This is a genomic window from Streptococcus sp. AM43-2AT (assembly GCF_003603405.1).
In the GTDB taxonomy this organism is placed as follows: Bacteria; Bacillota; Bacilli; order Lactobacillales; family Streptococcaceae; genus Streptococcus; species Streptococcus ilei.
Genome location: NZ_QTND01000003.1, coordinates 225,185 through 241,088 on the forward strand (window position 1 = coordinate 225,185; position 15,904 = coordinate 241,088).

13 protein-coding genes and 1 tRNA gene are annotated in these 15,904 nt (G+C 42.2%); all 14 read right to left on the reverse strand.

Going from position 1 to position 15,904, the window contains the following annotated elements:
- Window positions 1-57 precede the first annotated feature (57 nt).
- The 14 genes from purN to DW930_RS08265 all read right to left on the reverse strand — a co-directional run bounded on the left by purN (window position 58) and on the right by DW930_RS08265 (window position 15,856).
- Window positions 58-612: a phosphoribosylglycinamide formyltransferase gene (gene purN / locus DW930_RS08195; protein WP_123159749.1), complete on the reverse strand. Its 555-nt coding sequence runs from the start codon at window positions 610-612 to the stop codon at window positions 58-60.
- On the reverse strand, window positions 612-1,634 hold the full coding sequence (gene purM / locus DW930_RS08200; RefSeq protein WP_123159750.1) for a phosphoribosylformylglycinamidine cyclo-ligase: 1,023 nt from the start codon (window positions 1,632-1,634) through the stop codon (window positions 612-614). The genes purN and purM overlap by 1 nt, the downstream gene beginning before the upstream one ends.
- A gap of 64 nt (window positions 1,635-1,698) precedes the next feature.
- Window positions 1,699-3,138 (reverse strand): amidophosphoribosyltransferase, encoded by a 1,440-nt coding sequence (purF, locus tag DW930_RS08205; protein ID WP_023024864.1) that lies wholly within the window; start codon window positions 3,136-3,138, stop codon window positions 1,699-1,701.
- A gap of 12 nt (window positions 3,139-3,150) precedes the next feature.
- Complete coding sequence (locus DW930_RS08210) at window positions 3,151-6,876, reverse strand: phosphoribosylformylglycinamidine synthase (protein ID WP_123159751.1); 3,726 nt, start codon at window positions 6,874-6,876, stop codon at window positions 3,151-3,153.
- Window positions 6,877-7,075: 199 nt separating this feature from the next.
- Window positions 7,076-7,783: a phosphoribosylaminoimidazolesuccinocarboxamide synthase gene (purC, locus tag DW930_RS08215; RefSeq protein ID WP_123159752.1), complete on the reverse strand. Its 708-nt coding sequence runs from the start codon at window positions 7,781-7,783 to the stop codon at window positions 7,076-7,078.
- A 169-nt stretch (window positions 7,784-7,952) separates the two neighbouring features.
- Window positions 7,953-8,198 carry a phosphopantetheine-binding protein gene (locus tag DW930_RS08220; protein ID WP_023024858.1) on the reverse strand — a complete coding sequence of 82 codons (246 nt, stop codon included), beginning with the start codon at window positions 8,196-8,198 and terminating at the stop codon, window positions 7,953-7,955.
- A complete protein-coding gene (plsX, locus tag DW930_RS08225; protein ID WP_123159753.1) occupies window positions 8,195-9,199 on the reverse strand; it encodes a phosphate acyltransferase PlsX in 1,005 nt (334 codons plus the stop codon). Before plsX ends, DW930_RS08220 begins: the two co-directional genes overlap by 4 nt.
- Window positions 9,196-9,975: a DNA repair protein RecO gene (recO, locus tag DW930_RS08230; protein WP_123159754.1), complete on the reverse strand. Its 780-nt coding sequence runs from the start codon at window positions 9,973-9,975 to the stop codon at window positions 9,196-9,198. Before recO ends, plsX begins: the two co-directional genes overlap by 4 nt.
- Entirely contained in the window at window positions 9,959-11,140 is a 1,182-nt protein-coding gene (locus DW930_RS08235; RefSeq protein ID WP_123159755.1) for a pyridoxal phosphate-dependent aminotransferase, read from the reverse strand. Before DW930_RS08235 ends, recO begins: the two co-directional genes overlap by 17 nt.
- A gap of 162 nt (window positions 11,141-11,302) precedes the next feature.
- Window positions 11,303-12,166 carry a class B sortase, LPKTxAVK-specific gene (srtB, locus tag DW930_RS08240; protein WP_123159756.1) on the reverse strand — a complete coding sequence of 288 codons (864 nt, stop codon included), beginning with the start codon at window positions 12,164-12,166 and terminating at the stop codon, window positions 11,303-11,305.
- 93 nt (window positions 12,167-12,259) lie between these two features.
- Entirely contained in the window at window positions 12,260-12,865 is a 606-nt protein-coding gene (gene abpA / locus DW930_RS08245) for an amylase-binding adhesin AbpA (RefSeq protein WP_123159757.1), read from the reverse strand.
- A gap of 379 nt (window positions 12,866-13,244) precedes the next feature.
- Window positions 13,245-14,219 (reverse strand): ribose-phosphate diphosphokinase, encoded by a 975-nt coding sequence (locus DW930_RS08255; RefSeq protein ID WP_123159759.1) that lies wholly within the window; start codon window positions 14,217-14,219, stop codon window positions 13,245-13,247.
- Between the two features lie 160 nt (window positions 14,220-14,379).
- The gene (locus tag DW930_RS08260; protein ID WP_123159760.1) at window positions 14,380-15,624 is read right to left on the reverse strand and encodes a CHAP domain-containing protein; all 1,245 of its coding nucleotides are present in this window, start codon (window positions 15,622-15,624) and stop codon (window positions 14,380-14,382) included.
- Window positions 15,625-15,768: 144 nt separating this feature from the next.
- Window positions 15,769-15,856 (reverse strand) — tRNA-Ser (locus DW930_RS08265).
- Window positions 15,857-15,904: the final 48 nt, after the last annotated feature.

Here is a 15,904-nt window from a genome sequence, read left to right on the forward strand (position 1 = left end):
TTTTTAAAGTTCTTTCTCTGCTACAGTCGAAAATTTTCGTTCCGCTCTAACACTTCCTTACCTTCTCTCCACTCCCAAACGTTCCAACACCTCTGGATACAATTTGTACTCTGTTTCGTGGATGCGAGTCTCGAAAGTATCAAAGGTGTCATCTGATAGCCGTGGGACACGGACTTGTTTGATGACCTTGCCAGTATCCACACCAGAGTCCACCCAGTGAATGGTCACGCCAGACTGGTCGACACCTGCATTCCAAGCATCTTCAATCCCATGAGCACCTGGAAATTCTGGCAGGTAAGCCGGGTGAATATTGATGATTCGACCTTCATAGGCTGCTAGCAAGGTTGGGCCAACGATTTTCATGTAACCCGCCAAACAGACTAGGTCAATCTCGTGCTCATCCAAAAGCTCGACGATGGCTCCTTCGTAGTCTGCCTTGCTCTCAAATTCCTTGAGTTCAAAAGCGTAGCTTAAAATCCCAAGCTTTTCTGCACGTTCAAGGACGTAGGCATCCCGGTGGTCTGAAAAGACAAACTCTACTGGAAATTGTTCCGCAATCACCTGAAAGTTTGAGCCGTTGCCAGAGGCAAAAACAGCAATCTTTTTAGCCATTATTTTATCACCACACTTGCATCTGTCTTCTTCACAATTCGACCGATTTCATAAACAGGTTCGTCAAGAAGTTCTTTGACACGTTCCACATTTTCTGGTTTCACCGCAAGCATGAGACCAATCCCCATGTTGAAGATTTCAAACATCTCTTCATGTTTGATGTCGCCATATTTTTCAAGGGCTTTGAAAATTGGAAGAACTGGGACCTTGCTTTCGTCAATTTCAGCAGCCAAGTCATCCGCAAACATCCGTGGGACATTTTCGATAAAACCACCACCTGTGATGTGGGCAATCCCGTTGACCAATTCTTCTTTGATAAGAGGCAAAACAGCTCTGACGTAGATACGAGTTGGCTCCAAAAGAACCTCTTTAAGTTTTTTGCCTTCCAATTCTGGGAGGACTTCCTCACCTGTGTAATCCGCAAAGACACGACGAACAAGTGAGTAACCATTTGAGTGGATACCACTTGAAGCGAGACCAAGAAGGACATCACCTGCTGCTACTTTTGTACCATCGATGATTTGGCTTTTTTCTGCAACACCGACCGCAAAACCAGCCAAGTCATAGTCGTCTTCACCGTACATACCAGGCATTTCGGCTGTTTCACCACCGATAAGGGCTGCACCAGCTTGCACACAACCTTCGGCCACACCAGCAACCACTTGTTCTAGCTTAGCTGGTTCATTCTTCCCAGTCGCTACATAATCGAGGAAGTAGAGTGGCTCTGCACCTGCAGCGATGATGTCGTTGACACACATGGCCACACAGTCTTGACCGATGGTATCGTGCTTGTCGTACTTGATAGCCAGCATGAGTTTGGTACCGACACCGTCAGTTCCTGAAATTAGAACAGGCTCTTTGACACCCGTTTTTGAAAGGTCAAACATGCCACCGAAACCACCTAGAGCTCCCATGACACCTGCACGCTCTGTACGTGTCACGTGTTTTTTGATCCGTTCAACAACTTCATAACCTGCTTCAACGTCTACACCAGACTGGGCGTATGCATTCTTATTTGTCATTTGTTTCTTCCTTTTTCCGTTTCTAGATCCTACTGTGAATGGACAGATTCACTTTCAAAAATTCCTAATAAAAGGATGTCTGCTCATTCAAGCTTTCCAAATAGCGTTCTTCGTAGTCATACAAAGGAGTTGGGTATTTTCCATCAAAGTAGGCTACACATAGGCCACCGTTTGGTGCATCGGTATCAATGCCAATAGAATCAATCAAGCCATCAATGGACAAGTAGGTCAAGCTATCCGCACCGATAATCTCACAGGTTTCCTCTACTGTATGGTTAGCTGCGATTAGCTCTTCACGGCTCTGAATATCAATTCCGTAGAAACATGGATAAGCCAAAGCTGGACTGGCAATTGCCACATGGACTTCTGTAGCCCCTGCTTCTTTCAACAATTTCACTATCCGACGGGAGGTGGTTCCACGCACGATAGAGTCATCAATCATGACAACCCGTTTGCCTTTTACGACACCAGATACGGCAGAGAGCTTCATCCGCACCCCTTGTTCCCGTAATTCCTGAGTCGGTTGGATAAAGGTTCGTTGGACATACTGATTCTTGATCAAGCCCATTTCATTTGGCAAACCAGATTCTTCCGCAAAGCCCATAGCAGCACTGAGTGAGGAGTTTGGAACCCCCACTACAATATCTGCTTGGTTCTTAAACTCTCGTGCCAACTGAGCTCCCATCCGCTTGCGAGCCGTATGGACATTAACTCCTTGGATATTGGAATCGGGACGGGCAAAATAGATATACTCCATGGAACAAATCGCCAGTTGGGTATCATCCGTATAGCGATCATAGGTAATGCCATTTTCATCAAAGATAACGAGCTCACCAGGGTGCACATCTCGGATCCACTCCGCTCCAATAACCTCAAAAGCACAGGTTTCAGAAGAAACAACCAAGGCTCCATTAGACATTTTTCCGATGGATAGAGGACGGAAACCATTTGGGTCCAGAGCTGCGATTAGCTTATCTTCAAACAGCATCAGATAAGCAAAACCACCTTTGACCGTATTGAGTGCTTCCTTGATTTTTCCCATAAAGGAAGGGTTGTGGCTCCGACGAATCAAGTGAGCTAAAATTTCTGAGTCAGAGGTTGAGCTAAAGATGGCTCCATTTTTTTCTAATTCAGATTTGAGCGATTGGGCATTGGTCAAATTCCCATTATGGGCCAGACCAAACTGGGTATCTTGAAAGCGGAAGAGGAAGGGTTGGATGTTATCCACCGAAGCTTCCCCTGCTGTCGCATAGCGAACATGCCCAATAGCAGAACTTCCTGTCAATTTTTCCAAATTTAAAGGATTTCGAAAGACTTCTGAAAGCAGACCGGTATCCCGATGGCGTCTCAAGGTTCCTTGATCATTGGCCAGGATTCCTGCCCCCTCTTGTCCCCGGTGTTGGAGACTGTGAAGGCCAAAATAGGTGAGTTTCGCAGCGTCTGGATGTCCCCAAATCCCAAATACTCCACACTCTTCATTAAGAGATTTTACTTCGTATGTCATGTTGTATACCTTTTATTTTCCAGTAAAATATTGAACCGCTGATGCAAAGAGATGCTGGTCTTTATTTCCTGGAATATTTTGGAAGAGACCGTCTTCGAAACGTTCTGAGTGTCCCATCTTCCCAATGATTTGACCGTTCTTGCTAGTGATTCCTTCAATCGCATGGACAGAACCATTTGGATTGTATTTAGAATCCATGCTAGGTTTTCCTTCGAAGTCAACGTATTGGCTAAAAATTTGACCATTGTCACGAAGCTCTGCAAATTCCTCAGCTGTCACGACAAACTTCCCTTCACCGTGTGATACTGGGATAGCATGGATGTCACCAACTTCCACTCCAGCAAGCCATGGTGAGTTCGTGTTTGCAATCCTTGTTTCCACCATCTTAGCCACGTGTTGGTTGGCATCGTTGTAGAAAAGGGTTGGACTGGTACTGCTTGCATCTTCAAAGTTACCGTATGGAAGGAGACCTGATTTAACAAGGGCTTGGAACCCATTACAGATACCGATGATCAAACCACCACCTTCGATAAAGTGATCAATAGCTGCACGTACTTTTTCATTGAGCAAGATATTCACGATAAATTTAGCTGATCCATCTGGTTCATCTGCTGCTGAGAAGCCACCTGCAAAGAAGATAATGTTGGCTTTTTCGATGTTGTCAACCATGGTGTCAACCGACTTGACAATCGCTTCTTCATTCAATGTGACAAATGGCACTAAGTTGACTGTTGCACCTTCTTTTTCAAAGGCCTTAGCGGAGTCATACTCAGAGTTGGTTCCTGGGAATACTGGGATGTAAACCACTGGCTTTTCCACTGCTTCTTTAGCTTTAATCACAGCATCTGATGCTACAGCAGGTACTTCTTCCAGTTCAGTAGCCTGTTCAAATTCTGTTGGATAAACTTCTTCCAACTTACCTTGGAAGGCACTGTCAAGCTTGTGTCCATCGAGCGTTACACCGTTGACAAGTAGTGTAAAGTCTGCAACTGTTTGTCCAATCTTCTCAACACCTGCAATTTCTTCAGGAGATGTGAAGACAAATCCGCCTAATTGAGCTGTCAAGCTAGTGTCAAGATCAGCTAATTGAACAGTGGCACCAATATGGTTCCCAAAGCTTGCAAGGGCAAGAGCTTCAAGGACACCACCATATTTGACAGCTGATGCGGCTGTCACTTTGTGAGCCTTTTGAATGGCTTCAAATTGAGCAAAGTTCGACTTGATGAGATCAAAGTCAATCTCTTGGGTTAAAGCTTGACCTGGGATGTAGTAGATATGTTCACCAGCAGCCTTAAATTCTGGAGAAAGAACCTTACGGCTGTCTGCTGTTGTCACCCCAAAAGCAACCAAGGTTGGTGGTACTGTCAATTCTTCAAAAGTACCAGACATAGAGTCCTTCCCACCAATAGATGGCAAACCAAGTTGAATCTGAGCTTCAATGGATCCAAGAAGAGCAGCTATTGGTTGACCAAAACGCTCTTCTTGTTTATCCATCCGCTCGAAGTACTCTTGGTAAGAGAAACGAGCCTTAGACCAGTTTGCACCAGCAGCAACCAAACGAGCAGTTGCTTCGATGACCGCATATGCAGCTCCATGATATGGAGACCATTCTGCGATGTATGGGTTAAATCCTTGTGCCATAACAGACGCAGTATGAGTCACGCCATGTTGGACTGGCAATTTCTGAACAGAAGCTTCCGTTGGTGTGATTTGGTAGCGACCACCAAGTGGGTGATTGACTGTTGAACGACCAACTGAGCTATCAAAGATGGTTTGTAAACCTTTTTGACTAGCGTGGTTAAGGTCAGCCAAGACTGCAAGAGTATCCGCTTCAAGTGTTTCAGCAGATGTTTGACGTTCTTCTGGAAGCTTGACATCCTTGTCAACCACCTTCGCATCTACGACTACACGCACACCGTTTGTATCAAGGAAACGACGTTCCAAATCAACAATGGTTTGGCCATTCCAGTGCATAACCAAATTTGGTTTTTCCGTCACGGTTGCAACGACAACTGCATCAATATTTTCTTTGTTACATTCAGAAACGAAGGCCTCTACGTCTTCTGGACGAACCACTACAGCCATCCGTTCTTGAGATTCAGAAATGGCAATTTCGGTTCCGTTCAAACCTTGGTATTTCAATGGCACTTTGTCTAGATCAATTTCAAGACCATCTGCCAATTCACCGATAGCCACACAGACACCACCAGCTCCAAAGTCATTTGATTTCTTGATCAGACGGGTCACATCCCCATTACGGAACAGACGTTGAATCTTCCGTTCTTCGATGGCATTCCCTTTTTGAACCTCAGCACCAGCTGTTTCAACCGATTCAACCGTTTGAACTTTAGAAGAACCTGTCGCACCACCGACACCGTCACGTCCAGTCTTCCCACCGAGCAAGATAATCACATCACCAGCTTCAGGTTTTTCACGGACAACATTTTCCTTAGGAGCTGCACCGACAACTGCACCTAGTTCCATACGCTTAGCAACGAATCCTGGGTGGAAGTATTCACGAACATAGGTTGTTGCAAGACCAATTTGGTTCCCATATGAAGAATAGCCATGAGCCGCTGTTTTAGAAATCACTTGTTGTGGCAATTTACCAGCGCGAGTCGCTGAAATCGGAGCTGTAATATCACCAGCACCTGAGATACGCATGGCTTGGTAAACGTAAGAGCGACCTGACAATGGGTCACGAATGGCACCACCGATACAAGTAGCCGCTCCACCAAATGGTTCAATTTCCGTTGGGTGGTTATGAGTTTCGTTCTTGAACATAAGAAGCCATGGTTCTTTGACACCATTGACATCTACTTCAATTTCAACTGAGCAGGCATTGATTTCATCAGACACTTCCATGTCATCCAAACGGCCATTGGCACGCTCATAGCGACCAAAAATAGTCGCCATATCCATCAAGGTTTGAGGTTTTTCCGTACGTCCCAACTCATCACGCATGGCAATATATTTGTCATAAGTTGCTTGCAATTGTTTTTGGAATTTAGAAGCCGAGAAGTCGATGTTTTTCAACTCAGTCTCGAACGTTGTGTGACGGCAGTGGTCAGACCAGTAAGTATCCAACACCTTGAGTTCCGTCTCCGTTGGCACCCGTCCGATGGACTTGAAATAGTCTTGGATGAAGAGCAGGTCATCCACTTCCATGGCCAATCCTTGCTCTGCCTTATATTGAGCAAATTCTTCTGCCGTATAAGTTTCAAAGAAATCCAAGTTTGGAATGGTCTTGTCAGACTCGGAGAAGTCCTGTTTGGCAATGCCAACAGTGATATCTTTGAAACGAGAGTCCACTGGATTCAAGAGGTAGTTCTTGACAGCTTCCAATTCATTCGCATCAATATCCTTGTTGACCAAGTACAATTGAGCTGTATTCACCGTTACATCACTTGAGCTACCAAGCAACAACAAGGCTTCCTGAGAAGATGCTGCACGTTGGTCAAACTGACCAGGCAAGCTTTCGATAGCAAAGAAAGCAACCTTCTCAAGGTCAGCTTTAACTGTAGCTTCATCCAAAACAGTATCAGTCACTTGCTCAGAGAAGATATGTTTTTCCGCACGCGCAAACAAGTCCTCTGCTAAATTAAAGACATCGTAAACCTGCACAATCCGAAGATCCTTCAAAGTTTTCAACTGAAGATTATGCTGTAATTCCTTTACTAAAGAATGAGATTTCACGCGAAAATCAGCTTTTTTCTCAACGAAGATACGTTTATCCATTTTATTTCCTTTATTTATTTCTATTTAAATAGGCTAGTGAAGATGAAGCAAATCATTACTTCAAGCCCTGCAACTTCTCCAACACAACCTTATAAACATCTGTTAAATTACCCAGATCTCTACGGAGTAAAAAGGTCTAGTAGACCTTTTTAGCCTGAGTCCTTTTTCTTGAAGATGAAGGTTTTCCATTTCAAACAGGTTACTTCAAGCCCTGCAATTTTTCTAAAACAACCTTATATACATCTGTCAGACTTCCCAAGTCCCTACGGAAAACATCCTTGTCCATATGGTGACCTTCAGCATCCCAAAGGCGACAGTTATCTGGTGAGAATTCATCGGCCAAGATAATCTTGCCATCCTTATCAAAACCAAATTCCAATTTAAAGTCAATCAAACGCAGACCAATTTGCTCAAACCAACTCTTCAACAACTCATTGATACGACGTGTTTCTTCCTTGATATAAGCAATTTGTTCATCATTGGCAATATCCAAGAACTTCACATGCTCATCATTGATAAAGGGATCATCCAATTCATCGTTCTTGTAGTAAAATTCAACGATTGGAGTTTCCAAATCCAAACCTTCTTCAACGCCAAAGCGTTTAGAAAAAGAACCCGCAGTCACATTACGAAGCACAACCTCCAAAGGAATGATGGTCACCTTCTTGTTGAGTTGTTCGGTGTCAGAAATACGCTCGATAAAGTGTGTCGCTACACCCGCAGCATTTAATTTTTCAAAAATAAGAGACGAAATCTGATTATTCAGCACACCTTTGCCCTCAATGGTCTCTTTGCGAGCTCCATTCAGCATGGTTGCCTGGTCCTTGTAGACTGACTTAATCACATGTTCGTCTTCCGTACTATAAATATCTTTTGCTTTCCCCGTATAAATTAATTGATCGGACATCTTCTTGTTCGCCTTTCATCTTTTATCCCTTACAGTGTATCACAGAGAGGTTGTTTTTTCAAGTTAAATCCGTATCTTGTTCGTTTGTAACACAAAAATAATAAGAGATTGAACCAAAAAGATTCAATCTCTTATTTTTAGATACTTATTCTTTCGTAAAAACCGAACTTTATTTGCTTGTTTTCTTTAAAACGTAGTCTACCATGTCTCCCACGGTTGCCATAGCATCAATGTCTTTATCTGGGATGTCAATTTGGTAGGCTTCTTCCAAATAAATAATGTATTCCATTAGATCAACAGAATCCACTTCCAAGTCCTTTCGTAAATCTAAATCCATAGAAACCTCATACTCAGATCCTTTATGATCTTTGATCAACCCTTCAACTAGTTTAAAAATTTCTTGACGACGACTCATTTCTCTTCCTCCAATTCTGATAATTCAACCACAGATTTACGAATCACATCTGTTTCCAACATGGTCCGGATCTGGCGAATCGTGCTATAGACTGCCTTGGCATCACTAGAACCATGGGTTTTTACGACAGGGGCTTGCAAGCCAAACAAGACCGCACCTCCAACATCTGAATAATCCAAAGTCTTTTTCAAACCTCGTAAATCATTCTTCAAGAGGAAGGCTCCAATCTTAGCCTTCAACCCACCACCACTCAGGACTGTTTTCAACTGTTTAAAGAGGCCCAAAGCAGTTCCTTCCATGGTCTTAAGGACAGCATTTCCCGTAAATCCATCTGTAACAATGACGTCAGCAACTCCATCCATCAAGTCACGGGCTTCCACATTTCCTACAAAATTGAGAGAAGAATCCGCTGCTAACAATTGATAGGTCTCCTTGCGGAGGGGATCCCCCTTGCTTTCCTCAGTTCCGTTATTTAAGAGACCGATACGAGGCCGCTTAATCCCACGGACATTCTCTGCATAATAGGCTCCCATAATCGCATATTGGTGCAAATGTGTTGGTGTATTTTCAGCATTTGCCCCCAGATCCAGCATATCATACCCCTTCCCATCAAGGGTAGGAAGAGTCGACATCAAGCCTGGACGATCAATAACCTTGATCCGACCGACGATAAAGTAACCAGCGGCCAAAAGGGCTCCTGTATTTCCCGCAGAAAGCATAGCATCTGCTTCCCCATTCTTAACTGCATGCGCTGCTAAGACCATGCTGGCTTGCTTTTTCCGACGAATGGCACGAGTAGGCTCATCATCTGAATTGATTTTCTCATCTGTATGGACGATGGATACCCGCTCAGTTGCTGTCAAGTATTGCTTAATTTTAGCCTCATCTCCGTACAAAATGACTTCGATATCCTCAAATTCTTGTATAGCTTGATTGACCCCTTCTACTAGGGCCTGTGGAGCATGATCTCCACCCATTGCATCGACTGCAATTTTTTTCATTTCTTACCTCCAGACTGATCTTTTAAGATCTCTCCCCAGCTTCCCAGGGAATCAATAAATTTCTTGGCTTTGAGATGAATACCTACATATTCATCATAGAGTTGGTCTAGACACTTTCTCAATTCTTTCTTCATCTCATCATGGATGGAAATCGTCTCTAACTCACTAAATTTTACAGCTTGAAAACGATCCAACAAATAGAGGGCATTGGGATCCCAGTGAGCTCGTCTTTCGTCCCGATCATAATGATCTGGGCAAAGGACACCACCCAATCGGAATGAAAAATCAAAAGGCAACCCCACTCGATGACAGACACAACACTCATGGACGTTTAAGGCGACACCAAATCGGGATAAAATCTGCATTTCAAAAATATTGGTCAAGATTTCATAATCTAAGCCCCGATCCATCAATTGCAAGGTCTGCTCTAAAAAAGTAAATAAAGCTGGATCAGGTTGACGGTCCTGGATACTAGCATCTGCCAAAGCCAGTATATAGGTTGCGTAGGAAAGACGAAAAAGATCTTGATTAATCCCTTGGAAACTTTGAACCTCATGAATATCTTCGATATAGCTGAGTCCGTCATCATTGATTTTCAGATACATATCCGCTAAGGTCAAGGGTTGGATCATAGAATTCAACCGAGAACGATTGGCATGTTTCACGAAAAACATCAACTTACCTGCTTGCTCCGTAAAGATTTTAACCAGCTTATCGTCCTCTCGGTAATCCCGATGGTAGAGGACAATGCCTCGACTCTCAATGCTCTCCAGCATGTTCTTTCATAAACTCCTTCAACCGACTCATCGCTTCTTGGATTACTTCCATACTGGCTGCATAAGACAAGCGTACATAACCTTCGCCATATGGGCCAAAAGCCATTCCTGGAATAAAGGCAACGGCCTTTTCTTGGGCTAGGAGCTTCAAAAATTCAAACGAATCTTGATGATACCCTTGTGGGATCTTAGCAAAAATATAGAAGGCCCCATCTGGGCGGATGATGTCAAAGCCCATGGCAGACATTTCTTTGATGATATAATCTCGACGCTCTATGTATTCCCGTTTCATCGGCTCTGCGTCATCTTTTCCAACCGTTAAGGCTTCAATGGCTGCATACTGGTTCATGGTCCCCGCTGCAGTCACCAAGTACTGATGACTCTTGATTAATTGAGCTGTCAACGGAGCCGGAGCAAAGATAAAACCGAGTCTCCAGCCTGTCATAGCATGAGACTTAGATAAACCATTGATAATAATGGCTTGGTCCCGTAGATAGGATCCCAAGGAAATGTGATGCCGACCTGTGTAGGTTAATTCTGAGTAGACCTCATCACAAATGACAAAAACTTCATATTTCTTCAAGACACTAGCCAAATCCTGCATCTGCTCTTTAGAGTAGGTGACACCTGTTGGATTAGCTGGATAGTTGAGAATAACCGCCTTGACGCGATCCCCTTGCTCTTCTAAAGCCTTTTCTAAGGCCTCTGGGCTAAGGACAAAGCGATTATCAGTCGTATCAATTTCGACGACACTAGCCCCCATCAGTTTAATAATGGGTTCGTAACCAGGATAAGAAGGTGCTGGTAATAATACCACATCTCCAGGTTCCAATATAGCAGTCAAGGTCGCAGAAAGGGCCTCCGTTGCCCCAATTGTAACTAAAATTTCATCCTCTGGTCGATACTCTAGGTTATACTTTTCAGCAACAAACTGACTAGCAGCTTCTCGTAGAGGTAGTAAGCCACTCATACCCGTATAATGACTTTGATTAGCGTCAATAGCTGCTTTTGCCGCTTCCTTTACATGATCTGGTGTCGTAAAATCTGGCTCACCCAAGGTCAATCGTAAGACACCTGGAATAGAAGAAATGGCTTGGTCAAACTGACGAATCAAGGAAATCTCGATTCGATTCAAATTTTGATTAAACCGTTTTGTTAAATCCATAGCCACCTCCAAAAAGTTCTATCACCATTATACTATAAATAGAAAGCCATCGCAAAAAAGGGGGTAGTCCCAACTAAAATGATACAATAATGACCTTTTTCATCAAAAAAGGACCTAGCACATGCTAAATCCTCTCATTGAATAAATTTTACCAAATCTTTTTTATTCTTGACCACGTGTTGCCACATAATTCAACTGGTCACCATGTTTCGCCAAGAAATCCTTCATTTCCGAATCCGGAATTTGACGAAGGTAGAGATTGGAACGAATAGTATCATCTTCTTCACGACAAGTAGACAAGACTAGGTACTTATCAGAAGCATTGATTTTGATATTTGGATTCTTGGTACGAGCTGACTCATAGATATTTTTCAACTGGGTAGTGAAATCTTCATCATCCGTGAAACTTGTACGATAGAAAGCAGTGGTTTCAGGGACAATGACCAAGCCCATTGCTTCATAATAATACTTGCGTTCAGGTGTTTCAATAACTACGTAAGGATGCTGATTAAAGTACTCTTGGTTATCATAGAAGTTAACATCGTTAAACATCCGATGATCTTCAACCTGGCTACCACGAGCATGACCGAATAACCACGTCAAACGATCACTAAAGTCTTTTTTATTATCAGTATCCATGAAAACAGTTCCCATTAAAGGTTGGTTTCCACCCTCAAAAGTTTTATCCAAATACGTAGCATTATCCCCTGTTTGAACAACAGGCTCATCCAACTGAGTTCCTGGAGCATAAACATAGGCAATCGCTTCTGGATTGACAGCAGTTAATTGAGCAAAGCGGTTGGCTAAATACTCTTTTTCTTCTTGACTTGGCTCATACTTGACTTCTTTGACCTCTTTGCTACTTGCACTAGATGATGAGCTCGTATCCTTTTTATCAGATGAGGTATGTTTCCCAAATGGATTAAAGAGGACAAAACCACCTACAAGGGCTACAAGAGCAACTAAAGCAAGAATAAGCGAAATGCCCTTTCTTTTAGAACTAGAATGTTTATCTGTACGATTCATAAAAATAAGATCCCCTATATACCGTTTAATCTAAAAAATAACACCGAGCCCGAAGGCCCAGTGATATTTAATTTAAGAGCTAATTAATAAGAATTATTTAACTGCGCTTGTTTTTGGAAGAGCTTTGTCAGCTTGTTTAGATCCAGCTTTACCAGCTGTTGCTGCTTTAGCTGCTTCTTCTGATTTAGCTGCTTCTTCTTTAGCTTTTTCTTGTTCAGCTTTAGCTTGTTCTGGATTGATTCCATGTTCTTTCAAGTAACGAGCATTCTTTTGTTCTGGAGTTTCGTTCAAGATGTAGTAACGACCTTCTGCTTTTTTAGCTGAATTTTGAACTTTTTGGAATTGTTGTACATATTTGTTACGTACGTTCAAGAATGCAGTGTTGAATGCTGCATCATAAGCTGCTTTCTTTTCACCGTAAAGGTGTGAACCACCTTCAACAGCATCCAATTCAGCTTTAGCTGCAACTACAGCAGGATCTTGAGCTGCTTCAGCCATGATGTCTGGCATGTGACCGTTAAGGTATTCTTCAACTGTACGAGCACTTACAAATTCTGATTGGTTTTCGTATGCTTCACGTGAATCAAAAGCACCTGGAGTGTTAGCTCCACCGTTAATAGGGTTTTCGTTCGCAAATGCTGGTGCTGCTGCTGCAAAAAGTGCAAGAGCTGCTACTGATGATAATAAAACTTTTTTCATTGTTTTATCTCCTTTTTTCATTTTAAAAAATAGTTCGTTACTTCGTAACTATTATTAGTTTACTACGATATATTTTATTTGTCAATAAAATCTGACCTATTTTTTAAATTAATTTTATATTTTTTTAAGGTAAGAGAAGATTTGACCTTTAAAGTAGAAATCTTTTATTTTGTAAGTGTTTTCCTTCTTTTATTTGATTGCACCACTTTTTGGCAAGGTCTTTTTGGGGAGATAAGGATCCAATCTATCCTCATTTTTTTGTGCTTCCTTCAGCAACTCCTCCCTCTGATTATTGATCTTACTTCCTTTTTTTAACCAGTTGAAAAACATATTTTTCCTTTCTTAAAAAAGAGGCTTTCTACAACCTCTTTTTTACATTTTAAGATTTTTTCGCATTTCCAGTTTCAAATAGAGGAGACAGAGGACGTTTTTCATGGATACGGATAATCGCTTCTGCCAATAGTTTTGCGATAGAGATTTGTTCAATTTTATCGATTAAGCGCTCTTCAGGTAGGTAAATGGTATCCAATACTACCAACTTCTTAATGGCTGATTTCTGAATATTGTCCATAGCTGGGCCAGACAATACCGGATGCGTACAGCTAGCATAGACTTCTACTGCTCCTGCTTCATCAAGTGCATCTGCAGCGTGGCAAATTGTTCCCGCAGTATCGATCATATCGTCAATCAGGATACAAGTTTTCCCTTCAACGTTCCCAATGATGTTCATGACTTCACTGGTGTTCATCTTATCAACACTCCGACGTTTATCAATGATAGCAATCGGTGTTTTTAAAAATTCGGCTAACTTACGAGCACGGGTCACACCACCGTGGTCCGGACTAACTACCACATAGTCAGAACCAACCATTCCACGACGTTCAAAGTAGTCAGCAATCAATGGAGCTCCCATCAAATGATCCACCGGAATATCAAAGAATCCTTGAATCTGAGCTGCATGCAAATCAATGGTCAAAAGACGATCCACACCAGCAATCTCTAACATATTGGCAACCAATTTGGATGTAATCGGCTCACGAGCACGAGCTTTACGGTCTTGACGGGCATAACCATAATAAGGCATCACTACATTAATGGTTTGAGCACTGGCACGTTTTAAGGCGTCTACCATAATCAATATTTCCATTAAATTATCATTTACAGGAGAGCTCGTAGACTGAAGAATATAAACCTCTTTACCACGAATAGACTCCTCAATATTAACCTGGATTTCCCCATCAGAAAATTGACGTACGGTCGACTTACCAAGTGGCAGTCCCATCTCCTTAGAGACACGTTTAGCCAAATCTTGGTTAGAAGATAAAGCAAACAGCATTAAATCCGAAAACGACATGATTTCCTCCACATAAATTTAACCACAATGTACAAATTGTACAAATCTTCTCTTTACCCATTGTAACCCTTTTTACATGATTTTTCAATCCATAATCCACCAAAAATTAAAATAGTAACTATAGTAAAAAACACCCACTTTTAGTGGGTGTTTTGAATTCTTAGTTTGGATAGATATAAGTAACTGATCCTTGTGCATTAACTGGGTTAAACCATCCACGGTAGTTCCCAATGCTACGGATACCTAAGTAGTTAGATTCAGATACTTGAATACTTGTAGTTGACTGAACAGCTGTAACCACTGCTACGTGTCCATATCCACCGTCATTCCAACAAGCAATAGCCCCGACTTGTGGTTGGCTACCAGTACGGAATCCAGCTGCTGCAGCACTTGCAGCCCACTGCGCTCCATTCCCCCAGTAATCACCAGCCCAAGGAGCCAATACTTTCGCACCCCAAGTACATTCACCTACTGGATATGAACTTGCAGAACTGCTGTATGTTGGACGACTAGTTGCAGCAGGTGTAGCAACAGTTTGAGTTTGAACTGCTGGTGCTACAGGAGTTGAAACAGTTGCTTGAGGTTGTGCTGCTTCAGCTGTTGGTGTTTGAGTAGCAGCTTGCACTTGTGCTTGCAAGTTCGTATTAGCAGATGCTTCTACAGCCTTACGTTGCTCTTCTTGTTGTGCGCGGTATGCTGCTTCAGCCGCTGCTGCTTCAGCTGCTGCTTTCTCTGCAGCCGCTTTTTCTGCAAGCAAAGCATTCTTTTCATTTTCTGCAGTTGATTTTTCAGCTGCCAAATTCAATTGTGCAACCTTCAACTCAGCTTCTTTAGTTGTCAATGCTTGCGAATCTTCATCTAATTTTTGTTGGTTGGCAATAACAGTGTTGATTGCTTCATTGTTTTCTTTTTGCTTAGCGTCAATTGCTTCTTTATCGCGTTTTTGCTCTTCAAGCATTTTGTTGTTAGCACTAGCAATTTCATTCATAGCAGAAACACGTGAAATAGCTTCAGTCAAAGAACCAGAACTTACAATAGCGTTAATGTAACTTGTAGCAGTTCCTGTTGTTTGAGCACTACGTGCTTGGTTCGCCAATGATTCTTGACGAGCAACAATATTTTTAGAGAGTTCTTCAATCTCAGCAGAGAGACGAGCAGACTCTTCATTCAAACGTTCATTCTCGGCTTTAAGAGTTTCTTGTTGTTTTTTGATTTCAGAAACTTGAGATTGAATTTGATCAACTTCTGCTTGAGCACTTTGTTCTTTTGAACTCAAATCAGCAATCTTACTATCTTGTGCTGCGATTTTATCATCAGTAGAATCAGCTCCTACAGAAATAACTGTACCTACTTGTGATAAAGCAACTGTACTAAGTAAAATAGTCGTTAATAATTTTTTCTTCATAAAATAAAAGACTCCTTCATATAAGACACTAACTAGTATAACAGAAAAAAAAAGATTTTATGTTACGCCTTTGTTACATTTTTATTTCTATTGATGTATTAAAATAACAAAAAAAGTTAGCTAGAAAGCTAACTTAATTTTATACGGAGAATGGGGGATTCGAACCCCCGCGCCGGTTACCCGACCTAACGATTTAGCAAACCGTCCTCTTCAGCCTCTTGAGTAATTCTCCTAATGGGCACGAGTGGACTCGAACCACCGACCTCACGCTTATCAGGCG

Bases quoted from the DNA above. Each gene is read 5' to 3' on its own strand.
- recO (WP_123159754.1), bottom strand. From the start codon at position 9,975: ATGCTGGAGAGCATTGAGAGTCGAGGCATTGTCCTCTACCATCGGGAT.
- plsX (WP_123159753.1), bottom strand. From the start codon at position 9,199: ATGAAAAAAATTGCAGTCGATGCAATGGGTGGAGATCATGCTCCACAG.
- purC (WP_123159752.1), bottom strand. From the start codon at position 7,783: ATGTCCGATCAATTAATTTATACGGGGAAAGCAAAAGATATTTATAGT.
- DW930_RS08210 (WP_123159751.1), bottom strand. From the start codon at position 6,876: ATGGATAAACGTATCTTCGTTGAGAAAAAAGCTGATTTTCGCGTGAAA.
- DW930_RS08255 (WP_123159759.1), bottom strand. From the start codon at position 14,219: ATGTCGTTTTCGGATTTAATGCTGTTTGCTTTATCTTCTAACCAAGAT.
- DW930_RS08260 (WP_123159760.1), bottom strand. From the start codon at position 15,624: ATGAAGAAAAAATTATTAACGACTATTTTACTTAGTACAGTTGCTTTA.
- srtB (WP_123159756.1), bottom strand. From the start codon at position 12,166: ATGAATCGTACAGATAAACATTCTAGTTCTAAAAGAAAGGGCATTTCG.
- abpA (WP_123159757.1), bottom strand. From the start codon at position 12,865: ATGAAAAAAGTTTTATTATCATCAGTAGCAGCTCTTGCACTTTTTGCA.
- DW930_RS08235 (WP_123159755.1), bottom strand. From the start codon at position 11,140: ATGGATTTAACAAAACGGTTTAATCAAAATTTGAATCGAATCGAGATT.
- DW930_RS08220 (WP_023024858.1), bottom strand. From the start codon at position 8,198: ATGAGTCGTCGTCAAGAAATTTTTAAACTAGTTGAAGGGTTGATCAAA.
- purF (WP_023024864.1), bottom strand. From the start codon at position 3,138: ATGACATACGAAGTAAAATCTCTTAATGAAGAGTGTGGAGTATTTGGG.
- purM (WP_123159750.1), bottom strand. From the start codon at position 1,634: ATGACAAATAAGAATGCATACGCCCAGTCTGGTGTAGACGTTGAAGCA.
- purN (WP_123159749.1), bottom strand. From the start codon at position 612: ATGGCTAAAAAGATTGCTGTTTTTGCCTCTGGCAACGGCTCAAACTTT.